Raw genomic sequence first — 25,510 nt, 5'->3', positions numbered from 1 at the left:
TTCCCGAAGTCTGTTACGGGAAGGTTCTTATTTCTACTTGCAATTCAATGTCCGCTACTTGTCTATTGAGCCGAGTACCCTGGACATAAAACCATTCAGGGCTTCTTTCTTGGGAGTCCCTTTTTTGATTTCGTTGGATACCTCTATGGCACCATAAAGATTGGAAATCAACTCGCCGATAATGTCCAGTTCCTCATCTTTCAAGCTGGAAACCTCACAAACACTTTCCAAAGTGTCCGCCGTTTCTTGAAGATAATCCTCATCGTGCTCTTCGGCAAAGTTGACCATTTGTTTAATTATGGGCAATTTCATTGATCAAGTCTTTTAAAACATCGTACTTATTGGTCTGTACCTGATTTTTCAAGGATCCCTTGGAGAAAGTGGCAAAAGTGGGCAGGTTGTCCACATTGGCCAATTTTCTGGATTCCGGGAATTTTTCGGCATCGACCATTACAAACTTAATATTCTCGTTCAACGAAGCTTCTTTTTTGAACTTCGGCTTCATGATCCTGCAGTTGCCGCACCACGATGCGCTGTATTGCACCACAACGTTGTCATTGCCGGCAATGACCTCACTCAAATTGTCTTTGTCCAATTCTAGAACCATATCGTCTTAGTTTACGTGGTTGGCCAAGTAATTGGATACACCAGCTCTGTCGGCGTTCATGGCTTCTTTACCTTCTTCCCAGTTTGCTGGACAAACCTCGCCTTTTTCCTGTACGTGGGTATATGCGTCCACTAAGCGCAAGAATTCGCTAACATTTCTTCCCAATGGCATGTGGTTGATGCTCTCATGAAAAACGGTCCCTTCTTCATCGATCAAGTAAGTGGCTCTGTAGGTTACATTGTCGCCCTCTACCATAACGGAATTGGTTTCCTCGTTATAGTCTTCCTTCATAATGTCCAATATCCCCAAGGCAGATGCCAAATTCCTGTTGCTATCGGAAACTAGGGGATAAGAAACACCTTCGATTCCACCATTGTCCTTTTCAGTGTTCAACCATGCGAAATGAACTTCGGCAGTATCGCAAGAAGCACCGATCACTATGGTATTTCTTTTTTCAAACTCGCTTAAGTTTTGCTGAAAGGCAAAGAGTTCTGTTGGGCACACAAAAGTGAAATCTTTAGGGTACCAGAACAACAATACTTTTTTGTTCTCTGCCTTGGCTTTCTCTAAAATATTGATTTTGAACGTATCGCCCATTTCATCGATGGCGTTTACCTCAATACTTGGAAATTTTCTTCCTACTAAAGTCATTTATTGGATTTTTTTTGATTTTCTAGTAGCAAAAATAGAGTGGTTTTATGGCTTTTTCAAGAATGTAAATTGCTATTTCTTATAGCTGGATAATCCGTTACTATGCCATAAAAAAGAGGTGTTTAAATTGAGCATGTCTCAAAAATGAGCAACATATTTTGAAGAGTTCTCAATAAAATGAAGATGTATAAAAACCAGGGCGAAAATTTATTCTCCGCTTGGAGTGGCCAGTTGTTTTATCTTGATTCTAAAAGCGGCAAAAAGTAATGTCATAATCGGACTTAACCAGTTAAAAATAGCATATACCGCATATTCGGCTACCCCTACACCCAAAACACCGCTGTGGTATGCCCCACATGTATTCCAAGGGACCAAAACAGAAGTTACGGTTCCCGAATCTTCAAGAGACCTACTCAGGTTTTCGGGGGCCAGTCCCCTTTCTTCGTAAGCTTTGGAGAACATTTTGCCGGGTACTACAATTGCTAAATACTGATCGGACGCTGTTACATTCAATGCCAAACAACTGCCTACTGTACTGGCAAACAGCCCAAAAGTGGTCTTGGCCAATTTTAAGAGCGATTCCGTAATGCGTTCCAGAGCTCCGATACCATCCATAATACCACCAAATACCATGGCACATACAATTAACCAAATGGTGCCGAGCATACCCGACATACCGCCTGAGGAGAACAAATCGTTCAATACGGGATCTTCGGTCGTAATTGCAGCATCAACAGTTATGGCATTTAAAATGCCTTTGTAGCCTGACTCGAAATTTAGGGAGGTCCCGCCACCAATGTTGGCAACAATGTCTGGCTGAAAAATTAGTGCGAATACGCCACCCAGCAAGGTTCCTATCAAAAGCGCCATTAACGGCGGGGCTTTTTTAACGATCAATGCGATTACGGCCAAGGGTACGATAAAAAGCCAACCGTTTATATTAAAGGTAGAACCTATATTCTCGAGCAGATAACTTGTATCCGCCACTCCGGATGTATCAATGGTGAAACCAAGAATTATAAAAACGATCAGGGTTACCATAATAGTGGGAACTGTGGTGTAGGTCATGTAGCGTATGTGGGAGAACAAATCCCCACCGGCCATGGCGGGTGCCAAATTGGTCGTATCGCTCAAAGGAGACATTTTATCTCCAAAATACGCTCCAGAGAGTACGGCACCGGCCGTCATTCCCAACGAAATGCCCAAAGCATCCCCGATACCGATCAAGGCAATACCAACGGTAGCTGCAGTGGTCCAACTACTTCCCGTGGCAATGGAGATTATGGCACAGATGACAACGCTGGCGGCCAAAAATATGGTAGGATTCAATATTTGAAGGCCATAATAGATCATTGCCGGAATAATTCCGCTGATCAACCAAGTGCCGGACAAAGCACCTACCATTAAAAGGATAAGTAGGGCACCTGTGGTGGACCGAACATTTTCGGCCACTTCTGCAATCATACTTTTGTACGATACCTTATTAAAAATACCAACTACCGCTGCAACGGCACCGCCCATTAAAAGGATAAACTGGTTGGAGCCACTAAGGGCATCGTCCCCAAAAACATAGACATTGTATGCCAACATGGCAACAAGAGCAATAACTGGAATCAGTGCTTCCCCTATTGACAAATTTTTATTTTCTACTATGTTTTCATCTTCCCTAAATTTAGGCTTTTCCGTATTTTTCGGCATTTGGTCTGAGTTTGTTAGAAGGTAATATTACGATTTTGCACTATGTTGTGCAAGCCCCTTACGCTCGAGAACTAGGCCATACTCGTATCTGGAGCCAAGATTCCCAGCTCTTCCATGCACTCCCGCATGGTTTTGTATGTTTTTTTTATATCGTTGTCCAAACCAATGGAAAAGCGGATAAGTCCTTGCGATAGGCCAAGTTCTTTTTGTTCCTCTTCCGGAATTTCGGAGGAGGTCGATGTGCCAGAAGCACTGAAAAGGGTTTTGTAAAAGCCCAAGCTTACAGCTAAATACCCGAGTTTTTTTCGTTGCATCGATTCCATTAGGGCGTTTGCTTTTTCCACTGACCCAACATCTAGGGTGAGCATTCCCCCATAACCGTATTCGGGATTCATTTGGGCGTTCATCAGATCATGGCCAGGATGGTTTTCCAATCCGGGGTACACAACCGTTAAACCATCGTTCTGGAACTGTTTTGCCAAATAATCGGCATTTTCGCTATGCTTTTTGATCCTAATGTGCAGGGTTCGCATATTTTTCAAAATGGAGGCGGCCCTCAAACTGTCCATAGTGCTGCCCAACAACATACCAGCTCCGTTGTTCACATCTTTTAGGCTCAAGCAAAAATCGGTAGAGGCACAAACGGCACCTGCAACACAGTCACTGCTTCCGTTTATAAATTTGGTTAGACTGTGCACAACAATGTCGGCCCCCAATTGTGCAGCGCTTATGCTCAACGGGGAAAAGGTGTTGTCCACTACGAGCGGCATACTGTTTTTCTTTGCGATTTTGGAGAGAGAAGGGATGTCCGCTATTTCCAAAAGAGGATTGCTTATCGCTTCGCAATATATCATTTTGGTTTTTGGTGTGATGGATTTTTCGACCGTATTTAAATCGGTGATATCGATAAAGGATACCGAGATATTGAACTTTTTTACGAAATTTTTCAAAAACGCGTAGGTGCCCCCATAAATGGTTCTACTGCAGACAATGTGGTCTCCAGTATTGCATAATTGAAGGATTACCGCAGTTATTGCTCCCATACCACTTGCATAAACATTGGCGGATTCCGTTCCTTCCAATTGCGCCATGGCCTCGCCCAAATACAAGTTAGAAGGGGAGGAGTGACGGCTATACAAATAGCAGCCTTCCGTGTTTCCTTCGAAGGTGTCGAACATGGTTTTTGCTGACAAAAAGGTGTAGGTTGATGAGTCTGAAATAGAGGGATTTACACCTCCAAATTCACCAAAGTATTGAAGGTCTTGAATGTGTTCCGAAGCTTTATAGTCCATAATGAGTTGTTTTTTGATAAAAATAAGATATCACAGGAATATTGTCAATCCTTTGGGATAAATCAGGAACTATGTTCTTTAAAATGATAAATATTAGGAAATTGTTCTTAAATGACGCAATTTAGCCAAGCATGTTAGAAAAATTGACGTTATGAAATTGGATAAATTGGATATTGAATTGATCAGATTGCTTCAAAATGATAGTAAAAAAACCACAAAACAATACGCGGATGCTTTGCATTTGTCCAAAACTGCGGTCTACGAACGAATTCGTCGATTGGAACGCAATGGTGTGGTTACCCAATACACAGCATTGGTGAACAAGCACAAAGTCGGCAGGGATTTTATGGTGCTCTGTCAAATACGGTTGATCCATCATACCAAAGAAAATGTACTAAAATTTGAACAGGAGATTTTACAATTGAAAGAGGTTTCCGAATGCTTCCATGTCGGGGGGGATTACGATTATATTCTGAAAATCTATGTTGCCGATATGAAAAGCTATCGAGATTTTATGCTCACAAAGCTTACTGCCATTGCCAATATTGGCAACACCCAAAGTTCTTTTGTGATCAACGAGGTAAAGAATAGTCCTTCGGTGCATATTTAGAAGTTACTAGTCAGAAGTCAGAAGTCAGTGGATAATCATCAAGCAGCAGTTTGTGATTGCCAATTGCCATTCTGAAGAAGCCCAACGACTGAAGAATTTCTGTGTCCAAGTTTCAATCATCAATAATAAAACAATCCAACAGTACAACCATCGAACAATCCCTTCGACTCCGCTCAAGGACCAACTCCGCTCCCCTTTGTGAAATTCGTATCAATTCCATTTACCTTCACCCTTCACTCATCACTCTTAACTCCTTCACCCATAAGTTTCAACTTTTTCCCGCAGCATTGATTGGTACTGTCCCGAAAAACATTTGTATTTTTACACTTGTTTTGGCAAAATATTTTTTAAGCAATTATTCTTACAAACAATATACTATGAATCAATATGATGTAGCTATCATCGGCTCTGGACCAGGAGGCTATGTAGCGGCCATTCGATGTGCCCAATTGGGGATGAAAACGGCAATAATAGAAAAATATGCCACACTTGGGGGAACCTGTTTAAATGTAGGTTGTATCCCATCCAAGGCGTTATTGGATTCTTCCCACCATTACGAAGATGCCATAAAACATTTTGAAGAGCATGGCATCGAAATACCCGGCGAGATAAAAGTCAACCTCGAGCAAATGATTGCCCGTAAACAAGGTGTTGTGGACCAGACCACAAAGGGTATCGAGTTTTTAATGGGCAAGAATAAAATAGATGTGTATCACGGTATTGGTAGTTTTAAGGATGCCACCCATGTTATCATTGCAAAAGAAGATGGCGAAGAGACGATTGAGGCGAAAAATATAATTATAGCCACAGGTTCCAAACCTTCTTCCTTACCCTTTATCGAAATTGATAAGGAGCGAGTGATTACCTCTACCGAAGCCTTAAAACTGAAAGAGGTTCCCAAGCACTTGATCGTAATCGGTGGTGGAGTTATTGGATTGGAGCTCGGTCAGGTGTACAAAAGATTAGGGGCGGATGTGACCGTGGTGGAGTATATGGATCGAATTATTCCTGGAATGGACGGGGCACTCTCCAAAGAACTTACCAAAGTGATGAAAAAGCAAAAGGTAAAGTTCAACCTTTCCCATAAAGTAAAATCTGTTGAGCGCAAAGGTGATGAAGTAATCGTAAAAGCCGACGATAAAAAAGGAAATGAAGTTACCATTACCGGCGACTACTGCCTGGTAAGTGTTGGTCGTAAACCTTATACCGATGGGTTGAATGCCGAAGCCGCCGGAGTGAAATTGGATGATAGGGGAAGAGTAGAGGTGAACGAACACCTGCAAACCAATGTGTCCAATATTTATGCCATCGGCGATGTGGTGAAAGGAGCTATGTTGGCGCACAAGGCCGAGGAAGAAGGAACTATGGTCGCTGAACTATTGGCAGGACAAAAACCACATATTGATTATAACTTGATTCCCGGTGTGGTTTACACTTGGCCGGAAGTTGCTGCTGTTGGCAAAACCGAGGAACAACTAAAGGAAGAAGGGGTGGAGTACAAAACAGGGCAATTCCCTATGCGCGCCTTGGGAAGAGCAAGAGCCAGCATGGATATCGATGGTTTTGTAAAAATCCTTGCAGATAAAAATACCGACGAAGTATTGGGGATCCACATGATCGGGGCGCGTTGTGCCGATTTGATCGCAGAAGGTGTTACCGCTATGGAGTTTAGAGCGTCTGCGGAGGATATTTCTCGAATGAGCCATGCGCACCCAACTTTTGCAGAGGCAGTTAAAGAAGCGGCATTGGCAGCGACCGATGATAGGGCACTACACGTGTAATCAAAAAAGTAGGGTTGAATTTGATTCTAATATCAACTTAGAATATACCCGCAAATAGATAGAAGAAGCTAAGTACAAAAAGAGCATTCAATCTTAGGATTGGATGCTTTTTTTAGCTCCGAACAGTTCGTAATAATCGTCGCAAAAAGAGCCTAAACCGTACATAAAGTTCACGGAAAACAGGGATTGACGCCTCTCTTAATTCCAGTAGCTGGATTCGGGCGAACCTAGCGCCCAAAACAACCTGAGATTTAATAAGCGTCTCGTACTTGTTGTATTGCAATGCAAAATAACTACAAGCTATCATAAAAAGGATTGCTCCGGGTATAATTATTTCAGGGGATAGCGAACGATTAAAAAATCGGTACAGCCCCAACCCGGTAAAACTGCCGTATAAAATGATGAAGTGTATTACATAAATGGATAAGGTGCTTGCCCCGATTTTTAAAACCGTTTTGTTGGTCATTAACTGCCTTAGGACCATAAACACGGCAAAAACAACAAAAACATTGCCTAATCGAATAAATAGGTAGTTATTGGACAAAATCAATTTGAGGAATTCAAAGCCGGTCCAATCGTATAGTAGGGCAAACACGTCGGTGGATTGATAAATTAGCAGGTATCCCATTCCCAGTGAAAGTGCAATGGCGGAGGGATATAAATATTTAAAATCCTTATAACGGGTAAACAATACCGAAATAAAAGCACCTAAAGTGGCATAACCGAACCAAGGTATTATAGTGAACACAGAGCCATTCGCCTTTGTGAAATAGTTGGCAAGGAAATCGGGTAAAAATGCAAAAGACCAATCCTTATAAACCCTCTCAAAAAGGAATAGAATCAAGGTGAAGCTGATCAAAACCAAAGGGAACATCCATTTTTTTCTTTTCGATGTGAATACATAGATTCCAATAAGTCCCAAGATGGACATTCCAATACAATGTAATACGTCGACCAGATAGAAAGCGTTGTAAATCTGTCCTTTAAATAGTCCTCCGAGGTTTAACCTTAGCAAATATCCAATGGCCAAAAGTTGTAATCCCCGTCGAATTCCTTTAGCAACCCTGGGATTTTCCATACCCGATTGAGGCACTCTAATGAGGAGGTATGTAAATATAAAACCCGATACCGTAAAAAATACCGGAGCGGTAATTCCTCGAAAATACAGCCAAATGCTGTAAACCGGATTGTCCGGGTCTCTATAAACAGGGTCGAGCAAACCGTCGATAAAGTGACCTTGGAGCATCATTAATATGGCCCAGGCCCGCATGGCATCAATAAAAAATAACCTATTACTTTTGGCTGTCATCTAAATTTACTTCGACCTATATACTTGTTTTGCAGTATGTTTGGATGTTCTGTGCGTCAAAAATATACAAAATAGTCGCATCTCTGCTTTGATCGAGGTATTTTAGCGAAACAATCAACAATTTTATACTATGGCTGCAATTTTGGCACTGGCCGGAAGCAATTCTTTAACATCCATCAATTTTAAATTGGTAAAGCATACGGTTTCATTGGTGCAAGACAATGATATTCAGGTGTTGAACATGGCAGAACACCCTTTTCCGATGTACAGCGAAGATCACGAAAAAGAAAATGGTTTTCCAAAGCAAGTACAAGAACTACAAACTAAGATCAAAAATTCCGAGGCGCTTATTTTATCCGTAAACGAACACAATGGAAATCCTTCGGCTTTTTTTAAGAACGTATTGGATTGGCTATCTAGATCGAACAGGGGTTTTTTGGAAGGAACCAAGGTTTTTTTAATGTCAACATCCGGGGGAAAAAGAGGAGCCAAGGGCTCTATTGAAGTCGTAGGGAATATGTTGCCGAGATTTGGGGCAGAGATAACAGCGACCTTTTCCTTGCCTTCATTTTATGATAATTTTGATGGTACAATTGTTGACAAGGCTTTAAAGGAAGATCACCAAAAGGCACTCGACACATTTTTAGATTCGTTAAAATAAATAGGTATTGCGGACGAACCGTTCTTTTAAGATAAGCCCTGACTTACAAAGTAAAATGGCGTTGCTACAGTGGTCCAGGTCGAACAGGGAAGTGGTTTGGCTGGACAGTAACCGGCACCAAGACCCATACTCCACTTTCGAGGCATGTTTGGCAGTTGGCGCTCAAGAATGGGTCAATACCGACGCCGAACTTCAAACATTTATAGAACGAAGAAGGGATTGGTTGTTCGGCTGCTTTTCGTATGATTTTAAAAATGAACTTGAAGATTTAACGTCCAACAATTTTGATGGACTTGGATTCCCTTCACTTCGTTTTTTTTGTCCCAAAAAGATCATCATTATAGCAGACGGACAACTTAGGTTCAACTATTTAAACGATTATGCCTGCGAAATTGATGGCGACTTGGCCAAAATTCGGGAATACGGCTCTCTGGATCTACCCAAGAGTGATGCCGAGCCCATCAAAATAAAAATGCGGATCCACAAGGATGCCTATTTTGAAAAAGCCAATCGCTTTTTGGAACATATTCATCGAGGCGACATTTACGAGGCCAACTTTTGTCAAGAATTTTATGCAGAAGACGTTGTTATAGAACCATTGGAAACCTACATTAGATTGAACAGTATATCCGAACCCCCGTTCGCGGCGTATGTAAAAATGCACGATCAATATTTAATGTGTGCCTCACCGGAACGCTATATAAAAAAGATAGGCCAAAAGGTAATCTCTCAACCGATCAAAGGAACTGCACCGAGGGGAAAAGATGCCAATGAGGATGAAAAAATCAAGGATGAATTGGCAAGGAACAAGAAAGAACGGGCAGAAAATATTATGATTGCCGATTTAGTGCGCAATGATCTTTCCAAGAGTGCCATAAAGGGTACCGTTAAGGTTGAGGAATTGTGCAAGGTGTACACGTTTAAGCAAGTACACCAATTGATTTCAACAATAATTTCAAAAGTGGAAGAAAATAAAAACCCAGTTGAAATCATAAAAGAAACTTTTCCGATGGGCAGTATGACGGGGGCCCCAAAAATTTCCGCCATGAAGATCATTGAAGACTTGGAAGAGACCCGAAGAGGGTTGTACAGTGGAACGGTCGGATATTTTGATCCTCAAGGTAACTTTGATTTTAATGTGGTGATCCGAAGTATTTTGTACAACGCCGAAAAAAAATATATTTCTTATTCTGTTGGCGGTGCCATAACTGCAGAATCCAAACCAGAGATGGAGTATCAGGAATGTCTGCTCAAGGCCAAAGCAATGCGAACCGTTTTGGAAGAAGGCTAAGGTTTATTCGTAAATTCGCACTATGTTTTTAAAATTCAAGGAGCATATTGCCAAAAATCTACCTTTATTAAAGGATAATAGGCTATTGTTGGCTTGTAGTGGCGGATTGGACAGCATGGTGCTTGCACATTTATGTCTTGGACTGGGATTGGATATAGAATTGGCCCATTGCAATTTTAAGCTCAGGGGAGCAGAGAGTAACGGTGATGAAGATTTTGTTCGTAATTCGGGAAGGCAATGGGGGGTTCAAGTGCATGTAAAACATTTTGAAACAGAAGAGTATGCCAGGAATCATGGCATTTCCATTCAAATGGCCGCACGTGACCTTCGCTACCAATGGTTTACCGAGATATTGGACAACACAAGTTGTGGGTATGTGCTTACGGCGCATCACGCAGATGATAGTCTCGAAACCTTTTTGATTAATCTATCCCGTGGAACAGGGCTCGATGGGCTATCTGGAATACCTGAAATCAATGGAAAGGTGATTCGTCCTCTCCTGCCATTTTCTCAAAAAGAACTTTTGGGATATGCTAAATCAGAAAATATAAATTGGCGAGAGGATAGTAGCAATGCCAGCACCAAATATCTTCGAAATAAAATCCGCCATCAAATAGTTCCTCTCTTAAAGGAACTGCACCCTACTTTTCTTCAAAACTTTTTGCGTACGCAGAATAATCTGGGCCAATCCAACGGTATTCTTAAAAACTCCATACTAGAATTAAAGGATCGCGTGTTCCAGCCTTGGAAAGATGACATCAAAATAAGAATTGAAGATTTACGGCAACTTGACCCATTGGATGCCCATCTATATGGCCTATTTAATGATTTTGGGTTTACGGAGTGGGATGATGTAAAAGGTCTACTGTCTGCGGAGAGTGGAAAACAAGTGTTTTCAAGAACTCATCGGATGGTAAAGGATAGGGATTGTCTAATCCTGTCAAAACTGCAAAGTAATGCGGGTCAATCCTACTATGTCCATATAGCGGACACTCGCATTGATCGACCTGTTAAATTACTGTTAGAAGATGTGCGATGCATTGATGAAAGGGCTAAAAATGTCGTATTTTTGGACAAGGAAAAGTTAAACTTTCCGTTAGTGTTAAGGAATTGGATAAATGGCGACTATTTTTATCCATTCGGCATGAAAGGAAAGAAAAAAGTGTCCAAATTTTTCAAGGATGAAAAAATGGATCTTGTTTCCAAAGAAAAACAGTGGCTGCTCTGCTCGGACAACAAAATTGTTTGGGTTGTGGGCAAACGGGCCGACGAACGATTTAAGGTTGATGATTCAACCCGGAAAATACTTAAGATTACCCAAATTACATGAGATTAGCAGTACTCTTTCTAGGATTTCTCTTTATTAATTTTACCATTTTTGCCCAAACCGATGAAAACCCTGCAGTTTGGAGCCACGAAGTGCATAAAATTTCGGATACTGAATACGAATTGGTGTTCAAAGGGAAGATCATGGACGGGTGGCATGTGTATTCCCAATATACCGCAGAAGGAGGTTCACTGCCCAGTGAGTTTACTTTTGAAAAGGCCGGAGAGGATTACGAGCTTTTAGGAAAGACGGAGGAAAGTGAAACTATCAAAGAGTACAGCGATATCTTCGAAGTTGAGGAGACCTTTTTTAAAGAGGAAGCCATTTTTACCCAAAAAATAAAACTACTGGATACCTCCGTCAATCAAATTTCGGTGAACCTTTTTTATCAAATCTGTAAAGAAGTTTGCCTTCCAGTGGATGAATATTTTCAGATATCGTTGGACGGTAGCGGTTTTGTGGCCGAAGAAACTGCTTTGGACGACCGGAGTGCTGCTCTTGGGGAGTCTCTTAAAGTTGATTTTAAAAACAAACAGTTATTGAACCAAAATGGAGTAGGGGGATCTGATGGAAAATCCAGTCTTTGGGTGATTTTTGGGCTTGGTTTTTTGGGAGGTCTGATCGCTTTGTTGACCCCATGTGTTTTTCCAATGATTCCATTAACGGTTTCCTTTTTCACCAAACAATCGCAGAATAGGTCTAAAGGAGTGGGCAATGCCATATTGTACGGTTTCTTTATTGTGTTGATCTATTTTCTGTTGAGCCTGCCCTTTCATCTGTTCAATTCGGTCGATTCTCAAATATTGAATACCATCGCCACCAATATTTGGCTCAATGTGTTCTTCTTTGTCATTTTTGTGTTCTTTGCCTTTTCATTTTTTGGTTATTACGAATTGACGTTGCCAAGTTCATGGGCCAACAAAATGGACGCCGCCTCGTCCAAAGTAGGAGGTGGGTTGGGCATCTTTTTTATGGCGTTGACCCTTGCTATCGTATCCTTTTCCTGTACCGGGCCCATTTTGGGAGGACTTTTGGGGAGTACAACATTGGCAGAAGGCAATGTGGCCACAAATCTAACCATGGGAATGGTAGGGTTTGGCCTGGCTTTGGCGCTCCCCTTTGCTCTGTTGGCCATGTTCCCGGCCTGGTTAAATTCCTTGCCCAAGTCCGGCGGTTGGATGACCACAGTTAAGGTGGTTCTCGGATTTTTGGAATTGGCCCTCGCATTCAAATTTTTGTCGAATGCTGATTTGGTGGGCAATTGGGGTATTTTTAAAAGAGAAATATTTATTGGGATATGGGTCGTACTTTTTGTGTTGACCACACTGTATTTGTTCGGTGTGATTAGATTTCCTCATGACGGACCAAGAAAAAATCTTTCACCAGCACGAAAGCTAACGGGAATAGTAAGTTTGGTTTTTACGGTGTATTTGGTTCTAGGGCTATTTAATGTCAACCAATTGCAATTGTTGAGCGGTTTCCCGCCACCAAGCTTTTATAGTGTAGTGGAAACGGAAAGTGATTGTCCCTTGGGATTGGATTGTTTTAAGGATTTTGACGAGGGCGTGGCCTTTGCCAAAGAAGTAAACAAACCCATTCTGCTCGATTTTACGGGATGGGCATGCGTCAATTGCAGAAAAATGGAAGAAAATGTATGGAGCGATTCAAGTATCTATCCGATTCTAAAAGAGGAATACGTGCTAATTTCACTTTATGTGGACGATAGAAAGGAGCTGCCTAAATCGGAACAGTTCAATTTTAAATTCGACTCCGGAAGAATTAAAGCTATCGAGACCATCGGTCAAAAATGGGGTACCTTCCAAACTGTTAACTTTAATGCGGCCTCTCAACCCTATTATGTGTTATTGTCCCCAAATATGGAAATCTTGAACCAAGCGGTACAATATGTAGATGTGGAAACCTACGGGGCATGGTTAAGATCGGGATTGGAAAAGCATAACCTTTCCATGGGAAATTAGTTGACATTCGTCAAATTTTTTTAAGTGGATTAAGAAAATAATTATAACTTAGGATGGACAAATTGACTTAACCCATCTTCGTGAAAAAACTCAAAAAGGTACTCTTTGTACTTCTAGGATTACTTCTACTAACAATTATTGGCGTTGCCATATTTTTAAACAGCCTTAAACCCGATTATGGAGGAAAAAAAACGTTGCCTGGCATATCTAGCGAGGTAACCACCTATTTTGATCCTTACGGAATACCTCATATTTATGCCAAAAATGAAAAAGATGCCCTAAAAGCGCTTGGATATGTACACGCACAGGACAGATTGTGGCAAATGGAGTTGTTGAGACGTGTGGCAAAAGGAAGGCTGGCAGAGGTTTTTGGTAAAGATATGGTTAAAACGGATAAATTTTTTCTATCCCTTGGCATTGATGACCATACCAAAAAAACAGTTAGTGAACTGGATAAGGATAGTGAGGCCATTGTACTTACGCAAGCCTATTTGGATGGTATTAACGAATTTATAAAAAACGGTCCGACCCCCATCGAATTTTATTTAACGGGTCTGGAAAAAGAGCCATTTACCATTGACGATGTCTACAATGCCGTAGGATATATGGCCTTTAGTTTTGCCATGGCTCACAAAACGGACCCCTTGTTGACCAGTATGCGCAATAAATTGGGAGACGATATTATAAAGGACCTGGCGATCACGTCCGATACTTCTACCGTTTGGATAAAAAATTATAAAGGAGTCAAAACCGATACACTGGGCACTCAAATTACCGCAAGTGTCACGGCTGCCCTAGAAAACCTGCCAATTCCAATGTTGGAAGGAAGCAACAGTTGGGTATTGGCGCCCGATAAGACCAAAAACGGTAAAGTCCTTTTTGCGAACGACCCGCATATAGGATTTGCACAGCCATCCGTTTGGTACGAAGCGCACATTAGCACGCCTACCTACGAGAAATACGGGTATCATATGGCAGGGATTCCTTTTCCTTTATTGGGTCACGATAGAAACTTGGCCTACGGTATGACGATGTTCGAAAACGACGACATCGACTTTTACTACGAGGAGACCAATCCCACCGATAGCACGCAGTATAAAACAGTAGAAGGCTGGAAAAACTATGAGGTCGTTAACAAGACCATTAAAGTAAAAGATGGTAAAGACGTTGCTTTTACTTATCGGAAAACACATCACGGTCCTATTTTAAACAATATAGCGGATCAAATTACGGGCGATCGACCCGTTGCCATGTCCTGGATTTATACCAAGCCAAAAAATAAGGTAATGCATGCATTGCATGGGATCAGCCATGCAAAGAACATGGAGGAGTTTAAAAGTGCTTTGCCCAATATACATGCGCCCGGACTTAATATTATGTACGGCGATGCAGAAGGGAATGTTGCTTGGTGGGCGAGTGCTCAGCTATACCAAATGCCGGATAGTTTATCTACAAAATTTATTTTGGACGGAGCCTCGGGAAAAGACGAACCCTTGCGCTATTTGGACTTTTCAGAGAATCCAATGGCCGAAAATCCACCCTGGAACTATGTGTATTCGGCGAACAATCAACCCGATTCCATCTCCGGCATGTTGTATCCTGGGTATTATCTGCCCGAAAACAGGGCCAAACGTATAGTTCAGCTGCTCGATGCCAAGAACGATTGGGACAAGGAAGCCATGTCGGAAATGATTCTGGATGTAACCTCCCCGGTAAACAAAGAAGTTATCAATGAGTTGATCAAGTTGTTCGATGTTACCCATTTGTCCGGTAAACAATTGGTCCTATTGGACTCCTTAAAAAATTGGAACGGAGAATATACGCTTAACTCAACAAGCCCGGTAATTTATCACCGAACATTGTACCAAATGGTCAAAAACACAATGGAAGATGAGATGGGGCCAGAGATGTTCAAACAATTCTTGTCCACCCATTTATTCAAAAGACAGATCGCCTGGGGTGCCCAAATGAAGGAAGGTGAATGGTGGGATAACATTAACACGCCCAATGTGGTCGAAACCAGGGAAGATATTGTAATGATATCCTTTGCACAAACTTGGGAATCGCTGGTCAAGGATTTTGGAGACGACCCGAGCCAGTGGACCTGGGACAAGGTACATACTTTGGAGCACCAGCATCCATTCGGGCAAGTGGAATGGCTCCGTAAATATTTTAATGTAGGTCCTTTCCCCATTGTAGGAACAAGGGAAGTAATCAACAACCTAGCTTTTCCTTATGATGAAACTGGTTTTTACAAAGTAAACTCGGGACCATCTACCAGAAGGATCATCGATTTTTCAGATATTGAGAACAGCATCAGTATTTTACCTACAGGTCAATCCGGGAACCCATTGAGCAAGCATTACAAAGATCAAGCGGAAATGTATGTGAACGGCGAATTCCGTAAAATGATGATGAACAAACAAGAGATCGAGGAAACCGCAGAATCGGTATTGATCTTTTATTGATCCAGATGGGCCATCCATCAATTCAAAACAGGGCATTCATCAAAAAGCGATTCTTTTTGAAACAGGATTGATTACTTTTTCAATCATTTTCAACAAGAATGCTTATGCTCATAAAAGTTTACGGAAGTGCCGTGTTCGGTATCGAGGCAACTACCATTGCTGTGGAGGTCAACATCGATAAGGGAATCGGGTATCATTTGGTAGGATTGCCGGACAATGCCATAAAAGAAAGTAATTATCGAATTGCTGCAGCACTCCAAAACAACGGTTACAAAATACCGGGAAAAAAGATTACCATAAACATGGCCCCGGCCGATTTAAGAAAAGAAGGCTCGGCCTACGACCTTACTTTGGCCCTGGGTATTTTGGCGGCATCCAACCAGATAAAATCGGACAACATTGAAAACTATTTAATTATGGGCGAGCTTTCGCTGGATGGTAGTCTGCAACCCATAAAAGGAGCCCTGCCGATAGCTATAAAAGCTCGGGAGGAAGGTTTTGAGGGATTTATCCTCCCTTCCGAGAACGCAAGCGAAGCCGCCATAGTGGACGGTCTAAAAGTTTACGGTGTTGAAAATATTGAACAGGTCATAAATTTTTTTGACACCAAGGCTCCTTTGGCGCAAACCCATGTGGATACTCGCCAGGAGTTTTATGAGCATCTTCAATTTCCAGAATTTGATTTTGCCGATGTAAAAGGACAGGAAAGCATTAAACGTTGCATGGAAATAGCAGCGGCCGGTGGGCATAATATAATTTTAATCGGTCCGCCTGGAGCCGGTAAGACCATGCTCGCCAAAAGGTTGCCATCCATTTTACCGCCCATGACCTTGCATGAGGCTTTGGAAACCACTAAAATACATAGCGTTGTCGGCAAGGTGAAAAATAAGGGGCTGATGAGTCAGCGGCCTTTTAGAAACCCACATCACACCATAAGTTCTGCCGCTTTGGTAGGGGGAGGAAGTTATCCTCAGCCGGGAGAGATCTCTTTATCGCACAATGGTGTTCTTTTTTTGGATGAACTCCCAGAATTCGAGCGTCGGGTGCTGGAAGTAATGCGACAACCTATGGAAGATAGAGAAGTAACCATTGCCAGAGCGCAATTTACGGTCACCTATCCCAGTAGTTTTATGCTAGTAGCGAGTATGAATCCAAGTCCAGGAGGATATTTTAACGACCCGGACGCTCCGGTTACTTCATCGCCGGCAGAAATGCAACGGTATTTGAGCAAAATATCGGGCCCGTTATTGGATAGGATAGACATACACATTGAGGTGACTCCGGTTCCTTTTGATAAATTGTCCGATGAACGTAAGGGAGAAAGCAGCGTTGTTATAAGAAAAAGGGTAGAGGCGGCTCGAGAAATCCAAACCAAAAGGTTTGTGGGCATAGAAGGTATCCATTACAACGCCCAAATGGGAACCAAACAAATCCGTACGTATTGTAAGTTGGGTCCTTCTTCTAAAAATTTATTAAAAGAAGCCATGCAACGCCTAAACCTATCGGCCAGGGCATATGATCGTATTTTAAAGGTGTCCCGAACCATTGCAGATTTGGAGCAATCCGAACAAGTTCAAGAAAATCACATTTCCGAAGCCATACAGTACCGAAGTCTGGATCGCGAAGGATGGTTGGGTTAAAGCCCCCAAAGAACCCGACCATAAGATTGATGTGAGATCAAGGTCCAATTTGGAATTCGTGTGTATCAAACACACAAGATCGGAAAAATTGAAAAGGTAAAATCTACAATAGGCTAAATGGCTTTAATATTGGCTTTTAGTCCAGAAATGATTCCCAAAATATTTTCTACGGTTTCGTCCAAATAATATTTAATGGCCAAATGGGGTATCCTGACTGTGGTAAATCCATTTTTAAAGGAATGCATGGCATCTTCAAGATCATTTATGGCCTGTTCATGGGTTATCATGTTGTAATCTTTGTCAATCTCTATATTGAGCTTAACTCGCGAAATGGCAATATCCACGGATTTTTTACCGTCCCACCATTCCAACATGGGATGGACCCCGGCTTCCTTTAATGCATAAAATAGGTGTATAGCCTCAAGCGGGGTGCTGTTATCCAGTATTACCCTTTTGATTAGCTTTGAGTGTCTTTCGCAAAGTGTAATGCCAAGAGAGTCTTTGGATGCCTTATATTGTTGGGGGCCAATAGTTTTGCCGCAATCCTTACATGTCATAAGTTTTTGTCAGGTTTAAGTCTAAGTATGATTTGGGACTATTATAACTTTCAGAAAGTTGAAATAGTATAAAAAATCGATGTACCGCACCCTACTTTTAGATGAAATACGCTTTTTTGGATGAAATGCACGATTTGTCCATTTATCCTATTAAATTGAAGGCTTCAAAAAAAAGAATATAATGTTTAAAAAAATTGGGCCAGGTGTTTTGGTCGCGGCCGCCTTTGTCGGACCTGGGACCATTACCATGTGTACTTTGGCGGGAGCCCGTTTTGGCTATGCCCTAATCTGGGCTTTGGTGGTCTCCATTTTTGCAACCATTGTTTTACAGGGAATGGCCGGTAGAATAGGGCTTGTTACCCAGAACGGACTGGTGGATGTGGTTAGGTCCGAATTAAAAACACAGTGGGTCAAGAATATGGTAATAATTGTTGTGTTGGGGGCCATTTTAATAGGAAATGCGGCCTACGAAGCTGGAAATATTGGAGGTGCTACCCTTGGGTTGGATCAGCTATTGCCCCAGCCACAATTAAAACCATTTTTACCCGCATTTATTGGGGGCATCATTTTTTTGCTATTGTGGTTTAGCGGTTATAAAACATTGGAAAAAATATTTGTGGGCCTGGTGGGGATCATGGGTGTGAGCTTTGTGGTTTGCGCCATTATAACAAAACCATCGATTTATGGAATATTAAAAGGCATGTTCGTGCCCAGATTACCGGAAGATGGGCTATTGACCGTGATAGCTTTGGTAGGCACAACGGTGGTTCCCTACAACCTATTCTTGCACGCATCTTTGGTAAAGGAGAAATGGAAAAACAAATCCGATTTAAAAGCTGTGAATTGGGATACCATAGTGTCCATTGGATTGGGAGGGTTGGTTTCCATAGCCATTTTGATAACCGCCTCTGCCGCACCCATTTCCGATATAAACAATGCCTTGGACATGGCATTGGCACTGGAGCCCTTGTTTGGTAAAATGGCATTTTTGTTTATGGCAGCTGGGCTCTTGGCCGCTGGTATAACATCCGCCATAACGGCACCTTTGGCCGCAGCCTATGTGGCCAGTAGTTGTTTTGGTTGGGAAGGTGGAATGCAGAACAAAAAGTTTAAAATGGTATGGGGAAGTATTGTGCTGTGCGGAATAGTCTTCCTTTCGTTTGATATAAAACCCATCGAAGTTATTCAGTTTGCACAGATTGCCAACGGTATTTTATTGCCCGTAATGGCCTTGTTGCTTTTATGGATTGTGAACAAAAAATCGGTGATGGGAGAACACCAAAATTCTGTGATTCAAAATGTGTTTGGTATCGCAATCGTCGCTTTTGCCATTTTTCTCGGTGCAAAAAGTATTTTAAAAGTAATAGGTTTGTTGTAAATGGATCATTTAACCATAGATATCAATTGTGATGTAGGTGAAGGAGTAGGCAATGAGGCGGACATTCTTCCTTTTATAAGTTCCTGCAATATTGCCTGCGGCGGACATGCTGGGGACAGTGAAACCATGGGGCATGTGGTTGCTTTGGCCAAACGGCATCATGTTAAGGTAGGTTCACATCCATCTTACCCGGACAGAATAAATTTTGGAAGGGAAGTGATGCATATTTCAAACCATGAGTTATCAAAAAGTATTAAAAAACAATTGGCGGACTTTGATGAGGTTTTAAAACAGCAGAACGTTTGTTTACATCATATTAAGGCCCATGGGGCACTATATAATCAAATTGCAAAGGACGAGGATTTGGCAAATGTATTTTTGAGTGCCATTGATGGTTATAAAGATAGGGCGATACTCTATGTTCCCTTTGATTCGGTAATAGCAAAAATTGGAGAAGAACGCGGTTTTAAAATTTGGTTTGAGGCTTTTGCCGACAGGAATTACAATCGCGACCTATCCTTGGTTTCCAGAAAAGAGAACAATGCCCTCATCGAAAATCCCGAAGCGGTATTGGCGCATATATTGCCCATGATCAAAAAACAAGAGGTTCTTACCATAGAGGAAGAAAGGCATCATATTCAGGCCAAAACATTTTGCGTTCATGGTGATACGGTTTCTGCCTTGAAAATATTGATGTATCTTTCAGAAAAATTACCCCAAAACCAGGTGCACCTAAACTCATGAAAAGTTACCCCATAAGCATCAAACCCTTTGGAGAGCGAGCCATTTTAGTGGAATGGCCCAAAGAGGTAAACGAATCCATACTGGCCGATATCCTGGATTTTATGGATGCCTTTAAGGAAAAGGGCATTCTTGGCTGGGAAATGTCCGTAGCCTACAATTCCGTTACTATGGTGTACAATTTTGGTCCGGTGGATTTTGATGAAACCAAGGCCGTAATCCAAGAGTGCCGTAAAAATCAAACAAAGTCCAAGACCCAACGCATTCAGCATTTATGGACACTGCCGGTGTGCTACGATCTCGAGTTTGGCCTGGATATGGAAACAGTCGCGAGAACTTTGAACCTATCCACCGATGAATTGATCAAGCAGCACACTTCGCATGAGTATGTGGTGTATGGCATTGGTTTTTTGCCCGGATTTATGTATTTGGGAGGACTGCCATCAACTTTGGAAATTCCACGACGCGCCGAACCGAGACTAAAGGTCGAGAAAGGGGCTGTTGGATTGGCGGGCAAACAAACGGGAATTTATCCTCAGGAGTCTCCCGGCGGTTGGAACATTATAGGAAACTGTCCGGTGAACCTTTTTGACCCCGATAAGTCAACCCCTTGTTTTATAAATGTGGGGGATAAAATTCGATTTACGAGTATTTCCGAGGCGGAGCATAAACTTCATAAAATAGAAGGGGAGGTGGGTATTTATAAACCGGAAAAAATTGCTCTCAATGCTTAAGGTGCTAAAAGCAGGACTTTATTCAAGCATCCAAGACCTTGGCAGGTTTGGGTATCGCGATATAGGTGTGCCGGTAGCTGGAGCAATGGATAGCGAATCGGTAAAAAAAGCCAATCTTTTGTTGGACAATGAAGAAAACGATGCCGTTATGGAAATTACCATGACAGGACCCACGCTTCAATTCAATTACGACACCTATATAAGTTTGTCCGGCGCACAAATAATGGCCACTTTGAACAATGAACCCGTGGAAAATTATACCGTAATCAAGGTAAAAGAGGGAGACATATTGTCTTATGGGCGACTCGAAACAGGTTTTAGGGGATATTTGGCCATCAAAGGAGGGTTTAAGACCGGAAGAGTACTAAATAGCCGCTCATTTTTTTATCCAGTTACAAAAATGGGTAGAATTAAAGATGGTGATGAAATACCCTACGAAGCCACTCAAAACTATACCCCTAAAATTTCTGGGGTCAAAATTGAAGAGCTATTTGGCCTTGGCACCTTAAAGGTGTTTAAAGGACCGGAGTTTTCCTTGTTGTCCGATACACAACTTGCCGATATTTTCACAAGTACCTTTAGGGTTTCCAAGGAAAACAACCGAATGGCCTATCAGCTTGCCGAATTGATTACCGGACATTCCCATTCCATATTGACTTCCGGAACTCTACCGGGAACCATTCAGTTGACCCCTGCAGGGCGTATGATCATTTTAATGAAGGATGGTCAAACCACCGGCGGTTACCCACGTATTTTGCAACTTTCAGAAGCGTCCATCTCCATTTTGGCCCAAAAGAAATACGGGGATGAATTGCGGTTTAAGCTTGGCTAATTCAATTACCAACCCTTTTTATACTTTTTTCTCATCCCTTTCAGGTCATCTGTCAATTGGTTTCTGGCACTTGTCAATCCAAATGAGGTGTCCATCAATTCCACTTCTGAATATTCCCACAAGTTCATTAAGCTTGTAGGGAGTATTTTAAATCAAACATTATGAGAAGATTACTGTTAATTGGAGCGACTGGACTTCTATCTATGAATAGCTTCGCATCACTAAATTCTGATAAACCAGAAGACAACTTTTTTTACCCAAAAATCCATGTTTATTGTGACGGCGTATATGCTGGTTATTTCTATAACCTTGACTATACCGTGGGAGATTTACTGGAAATGGCAACATCTATGTGTGATTGATTAAAGGTGTAATTACAGTACAACGCGCTGGTTTTTAAGCGCGTTGTTTTTTTTGAAGCTTGTTATTTTTATTATGAGGTATTTTATTTTTTTTGTCATATTATTTTTTTCGGTGCAAGGTTGGTCACAAACTAAAGGCTTGGTATATTATGGTCATATTGAAAGTCCAGGGATGCGAAGTGCTGCTGGTCCTGATTTAAACGCATATTTGGTTTTTGATAAAAATGAATCTTATTATGTAACTGCGAAAGATTCATTGGAGTCAACAACAACTGAACCATCAGTAATTACAGGTGCTAATGGGCAAACTACTGTTTATACAGGTGGCTCAAATACTTTCCGATATGGGAAACAGGTTTATTTTAACAGGGAATCCGATTCTTTATGGTGGAGCCAAAGGTTTAAAGGTAACATTTATGTTGCTGAATCCCGCCCTAAAATTGAATGGAGGTTACTCGATATGACTAAGGCATTTGGTGATTTGACCGCATTTAAGGCTGTAGGGAAATTTAGAGGGCGAAATTATACTGTTTGGTATGTGCGTGAAATCCCTTTGCCCTATGGTCCATGGAAATTGCAAGGTCTTCCAGGTTTAATTGTGGAGGCTTATGATGATAGAAAAGAAATGTTTATATATTTTAAAAGCTTGGAATTTCCTACAAACAACGAAACACCTATTTCGAAAGTGCAAAGAACATCCACTGATTCGCAAGGTTGGATGACGATACTTGAATTTAAAGATATGCTGGTTGAAAGTTTGGAACGGGCATACAATAAAACGGTAATAATGTCTGAACGTTATGGGGGAGGCACACCAGAAAAACCTGTTTTTAGTGATGTATATATAGAGTCTTTCGAAAATTAGGTGTTATTTGTTACGAACCTTAACATTTACAATTTCTACTTTTTTATTTTATTTATCTCTTTACTCACAAGAACGAGTTTCGGGTTATGTTTTCGATTTCAATAAGCACCCTATAGTAGGGGCAAACGTTGTTGTGGCCAATGTACAAGAAATAATTTTGGTTTATGGTTTTACCAATAGTCATGGTTTTTTTAGCATAGACCTTCCAAAAGATACCCCTTCCAAAGTATTGGTCATCGCTTCAGGTTTAGGATTAGAAACAAGCCGACACCTAATTACTATGGGCCCCAACAAATCCGAATATAAAGTCACTTTTGTTTTGAACGAAAATGTGATGCATTTGGATGAAGTAACGTTAAAACCTAATGAAAAAATATACAGAACAGGTAATGTCACTAAGATTAACGTGGATGCTTTCCGAGACGGCACGGAACAGACAATAGAGGATGTTCTGCGCGATTTACCGGGAATAGAAATACTTCCTGATGGATCAATAAAAGCTCACGGTAGGTTTATCAGTAAATTACTTGTAGAGGGTGAGGACATATTTGATGATAAATATAAGGTGCTTTCAAAGAATTTAGACGCCAAGATCTTGGGGGAGGTGGAAATTATTGATCAATTTGAATCCAATCCAGTTGTGTCAAAAGTCACAGAATCGGAAAATGTAGCTTTAAATTTAATTTTAAAGGACGAGTACAAAAATGTTTGGTTTGGTAATGTGGGTCTTGGCTTGGGAAATAACGATAGAATCAAATCTTCAGCAAATATTGGATTGATTAAAAAGAAGGTAAAATTCTTCTATTTGGGAGACTACAACAATCTTGGACAGACAGCCACCAGTCAATCGGGGAATGCGACCAAAACAATAAACATTAATACCCTGGTTCAAGAAAAGAGGGTGGAATCTTCTTTGTCACCAATCTATGATGTTGCACCACTTAGAATTGATCAAATAGAAGAAAAAGACATTGTTTTGAATGATGCATCTCTAAATTCAATAAGTTTTGTGTCCAATCTCAATTCTGAATTGAAAATTAGAGGTACAGGTATTTTGGCCAACGACATTGAAGACCAAATGATTTTCAAAGAGACGCTGTTCAGTACAGGACAAGAACTTGTTCGATATACTGAGAACCATAATTCACTCTTTGAAAAATCCAATGCAACCGGTGAGGTAGAGCTACAATATTATCCAAGAGAAAATGGTTATTACACAAATCTTATAAAGTTTAATTCCAGCCCGCAATATTCTGAAACCCTGAATATGTTCAATGGGAACAACATTCAACAGGATTTGGCGAACGATGATGTTTCTTTTTACAATCATTTTGATTCGAGTCACCTTCTATGGAATAAACACCTAGTGCACAACTACGCATATTTTGGTGTTCAATCCATAGAGCAGAATGGACGATTGATTTCACCTACTTTATATAATCTAATAGCGGAGGGCAAAGTAGGGGAGGTGCATCATGTATCTGATGACTTTTCCAAAATATATGGGGTTATATCCAAATTGGTTTTCAATCAAAAAAAACATAAACAATCATTGGGATTTGGGTATCAGAGAAAAAAAGTAGCTAGAGCGAATCAATTCATTGTCAACCAAAATCATCTGTCTACAAATATTGATTCATTGGAAAATCATATCACATTTGATTCCAATAAATTTCAAGCATCACTCAATTCTTCTTTTGACATATCTGAACATCTTAGAATAAAAACCGATTTCTCACTTGAACATTTGGACATAAATTTCGACCAATCTTTTTTCTCTAAATGGATGTTGGTTCCGAAAATCATATTCCGTGTCAGAAATATGTCAATTGGAAGTTTTGGTCTGGACTATAAAAGAGATTATACTGAACCATTGCCAGACTATTTTCTGATGAATTTTCAACTCACGGGTTACCAATCCTTTAAAAAGGGCGGTGATTTTATCGCAGTGCCCAGAAAGAACCTATTTGGCTTTCATTATCAAATAGGTAATAAACTCAAGACGCAGCAAGTAACTGTAAGAACAAGATTCAAAAAAAATGAAGCAGAGTATGCGCAGAATATTCAGATTGATGAATCCATTCTTCTTAATAGATATGAATTGGTAAAAGGGGGGACTAATTTTACCACTACCTTGGATTACACCTCCTATTTTAAAAAATTGAATTTTTCTTCCAATTTAGGGGCGAATATCAATTGGTCCAAACTTCCATATAAATTGAATGCAAGTGATTTTTCAAACCTTGAGTTGTTTTCTAAAGGGATTAATGTTTCTGGGACAACATATTTTGAATTCCCAGTAAACCTTGATTTGGATTTAAATGTCAATTGGACTGAGTCCAATTACAAGGGTATAGTGTCTTATTCTAATTGGATTAATCTGTCAACAAATTTATTGTTGAAACTAAACAAAGAAATTTCAGGATCTTTTTCCAATAAATATTACAAAATGCCAAATGCTACATATTTTAGTACGGACTTCGATTTGCATTACGCACCTCAAAATTCGAAATTTTCATATCAAGTAACAGGTAATAACTTGGCCAATCAAAGGAATTTTACAATTTTGAATATTGATGAATACTCAACCACAAGTACACAAATCAAACTTTTGCCAAGGTATATATTGGCATCTATTAAATTCCGCTTTTAAGTTTTTTCAGATTTCAACTTGTATCACGCCCAAATTCATCACATTTTTTTGTACCATTGAACTATGAAAGTAAA

At 40.9% G+C, this 25,510-nt stretch carries 22 protein-coding genes; 14 read left to right on the top strand and 8 right to left on the bottom strand.

The window, feature by feature from the left end; translation table 11 throughout:
- Positions 1-54: 54 nt before the first annotated feature.
- The 5 genes from ABTP35_RS16315 to ABTP35_RS16295 form a co-directional block, all read right to left on the bottom strand.
- Positions 55-312, bottom strand: coding sequence for a DUF6952 family protein (locus tag ABTP35_RS16315; RefSeq protein WP_224836777.1), 258 nt, complete (start codon positions 310-312; stop codon positions 55-57).
- The gene (locus ABTP35_RS16310) at positions 293-607 is read right to left on the bottom strand and encodes a co-chaperone YbbN (RefSeq protein WP_224836778.1); all 315 of its coding nucleotides are present in this window, start codon (positions 605-607) and stop codon (positions 293-295) included. The genes ABTP35_RS16315 and ABTP35_RS16310 overlap by 20 nt, the downstream gene beginning before the upstream one ends.
- A gap of 6 nt (positions 608-613) precedes the next feature.
- Positions 614-1,258, bottom strand: coding sequence for a peroxiredoxin (locus tag ABTP35_RS16305; RefSeq protein ID WP_224836779.1), 645 nt, complete (start codon positions 1,256-1,258; stop codon positions 614-616).
- A 207-nt stretch (positions 1,259-1,465) separates the two neighbouring features.
- Entirely contained in the window at positions 1,466-2,956 is a 1,491-nt protein-coding gene (nhaC, locus tag ABTP35_RS16300; RefSeq protein ID WP_252079866.1) for a Na+/H+ antiporter NhaC, read from the bottom strand.
- 71 nt (positions 2,957-3,027) lie between these two features.
- The gene (locus tag ABTP35_RS16295; protein ID WP_293295119.1) at positions 3,028-4,248 is read right to left on the bottom strand and encodes an aminotransferase class I/II-fold pyridoxal phosphate-dependent enzyme; all 1,221 of its coding nucleotides are present in this window, start codon (positions 4,246-4,248) and stop codon (positions 3,028-3,030) included.
- 151 nt (positions 4,249-4,399) lie between these two features.
- Here ABTP35_RS16295 and ABTP35_RS16290 point away from each other — a divergent pair, with 151 nt between their 5' ends.
- Positions 4,400-4,858, top strand: a complete 459-nt coding sequence (locus ABTP35_RS16290) for an Lrp/AsnC family transcriptional regulator (protein WP_224836782.1) — start codon at positions 4,400-4,402, stop codon at positions 4,856-4,858.
- A gap of 377 nt (positions 4,859-5,235) precedes the next feature.
- The gene (gene lpdA / locus ABTP35_RS16285) at positions 5,236-6,639 is read left to right on the top strand and encodes a dihydrolipoyl dehydrogenase (RefSeq protein WP_224836785.1); all 1,404 of its coding nucleotides are present in this window, start codon (positions 5,236-5,238) and stop codon (positions 6,637-6,639) included.
- Positions 6,640-6,751: 112 nt separating this feature from the next.
- Here the strand turns inward: lpdA and ABTP35_RS16280 are convergent, their stop codons facing one another.
- Entirely contained in the window at positions 6,752-7,948 is a 1,197-nt protein-coding gene (locus ABTP35_RS16280; RefSeq protein ID WP_375334327.1) for a heparan-alpha-glucosaminide N-acetyltransferase domain-containing protein, read from the bottom strand.
- 130 nt (positions 7,949-8,078) lie between these two features.
- On the opposite strand from ABTP35_RS16280, the gene ABTP35_RS16275 reads away from it, so the two are divergent.
- The 6 genes from ABTP35_RS16275 to ABTP35_RS16250 all read left to right on the top strand — a co-directional run bounded on the left by ABTP35_RS16275 (position 8,079) and on the right by ABTP35_RS16250 (position 17,314).
- Positions 8,079-8,609: an NADPH-dependent FMN reductase gene (locus ABTP35_RS16275; RefSeq protein WP_338195390.1), complete on the top strand. Its 531-nt coding sequence runs from the start codon at positions 8,079-8,081 to the stop codon at positions 8,607-8,609.
- A gap of 55 nt (positions 8,610-8,664) precedes the next feature.
- Entirely contained in the window at positions 8,665-9,900 is a 1,236-nt protein-coding gene (locus tag ABTP35_RS16270; RefSeq protein WP_375334326.1) for an anthranilate synthase component I family protein, read from the top strand.
- A gap of 22 nt (positions 9,901-9,922) precedes the next feature.
- Complete coding sequence (gene tilS / locus ABTP35_RS16265; protein WP_375334325.1) at positions 9,923-11,230, top strand: tRNA lysidine(34) synthetase TilS; 1,308 nt, start codon at positions 9,923-9,925, stop codon at positions 11,228-11,230.
- Complete coding sequence (locus ABTP35_RS16260; protein WP_375334324.1) at positions 11,227-13,206, top strand: protein-disulfide reductase DsbD family protein; 1,980 nt, start codon at positions 11,227-11,229, stop codon at positions 13,204-13,206. Before tilS ends, ABTP35_RS16260 begins: the two co-directional genes overlap by 4 nt.
- Before the next feature lie 80 nt (positions 13,207-13,286).
- Positions 13,287-15,674, top strand: coding sequence for a penicillin acylase family protein (locus ABTP35_RS16255; protein WP_375334323.1), 2,388 nt, complete (start codon positions 13,287-13,289; stop codon positions 15,672-15,674).
- A 104-nt stretch (positions 15,675-15,778) separates the two neighbouring features.
- The gene (locus tag ABTP35_RS16250) at positions 15,779-17,314 is read left to right on the top strand and encodes a YifB family Mg chelatase-like AAA ATPase (protein WP_375334322.1); all 1,536 of its coding nucleotides are present in this window, start codon (positions 15,779-15,781) and stop codon (positions 17,312-17,314) included.
- Between the two features lie 113 nt (positions 17,315-17,427).
- On the opposite strand, the gene ABTP35_RS16245 is transcribed toward ABTP35_RS16250, so the two are convergent.
- A complete protein-coding gene (locus tag ABTP35_RS16245; RefSeq protein ID WP_338195378.1) occupies positions 17,428-17,871 on the bottom strand; it encodes a hypothetical protein in 444 nt (147 codons plus the stop codon).
- 181 nt (positions 17,872-18,052) lie between these two features.
- Between ABTP35_RS16245 and ABTP35_RS16240 the strand changes: the two genes are divergently transcribed.
- The 4 genes from ABTP35_RS16240 to ABTP35_RS16225 are packed head-to-tail and all read left to right on the top strand — an operon-like array spanning position 18,053 to position 21,556.
- On the top strand, positions 18,053-19,249 hold the full coding sequence (locus ABTP35_RS16240) for an Nramp family divalent metal transporter (RefSeq protein WP_293295127.1): 1,197 nt from the start codon (positions 18,053-18,055) through the stop codon (positions 19,247-19,249).
- Positions 19,250-19,993 (top strand): 5-oxoprolinase subunit PxpA, encoded by a 744-nt coding sequence (gene pxpA / locus ABTP35_RS16235; RefSeq protein WP_375334321.1) that lies wholly within the window; start codon positions 19,250-19,252, stop codon positions 19,991-19,993. It begins immediately after the preceding gene.
- The gene (pxpB, locus tag ABTP35_RS16230) at positions 19,990-20,724 is read left to right on the top strand and encodes a 5-oxoprolinase subunit PxpB (protein ID WP_375334320.1); all 735 of its coding nucleotides are present in this window, start codon (positions 19,990-19,992) and stop codon (positions 20,722-20,724) included. Before pxpA ends, pxpB begins: the two co-directional genes overlap by 4 nt.
- A complete protein-coding gene (locus ABTP35_RS16225) occupies positions 20,717-21,556 on the top strand; it encodes a biotin-dependent carboxyltransferase family protein (RefSeq protein WP_375334319.1) in 840 nt (279 codons plus the stop codon). The genes pxpB and ABTP35_RS16225 overlap by 8 nt, the downstream gene beginning before the upstream one ends.
- Positions 21,557-21,561: 5 nt before the next feature.
- Here the strand turns inward: ABTP35_RS16225 and ABTP35_RS16220 are convergent, their stop codons facing one another.
- Complete coding sequence (locus tag ABTP35_RS16220) at positions 21,562-21,684, bottom strand: hypothetical protein (RefSeq protein ID WP_375334318.1); 123 nt, start codon at positions 21,682-21,684, stop codon at positions 21,562-21,564.
- Between the two features lie 286 nt (positions 21,685-21,970).
- On the opposite strand from ABTP35_RS16220, the gene ABTP35_RS16215 reads away from it, so the two are divergent.
- Positions 21,971-22,783, top strand: coding sequence for a GLPGLI family protein (locus ABTP35_RS16215; protein ID WP_375334317.1), 813 nt, complete (start codon positions 21,971-21,973; stop codon positions 22,781-22,783).
- 133 nt (positions 22,784-22,916) lie between these two features.
- The gene (locus ABTP35_RS16210; protein WP_375334316.1) at positions 22,917-25,436 is read left to right on the top strand and encodes a hypothetical protein; all 2,520 of its coding nucleotides are present in this window, start codon (positions 22,917-22,919) and stop codon (positions 25,434-25,436) included.
- Positions 25,437-25,510 lie beyond the last annotated feature (74 nt).

It is taken from the genome of Flagellimonas alginilytica, assembly GCF_042134605.1.
Taxonomy (GTDB): domain Bacteria; phylum Bacteroidota; class Bacteroidia; order Flavobacteriales; family Flavobacteriaceae; genus Flagellimonas; species Flagellimonas alginolytica.
Note: the sequence above shows the minus strand (reverse complement) of the source record. Positions and strands in the feature narration are given on the sequence as shown.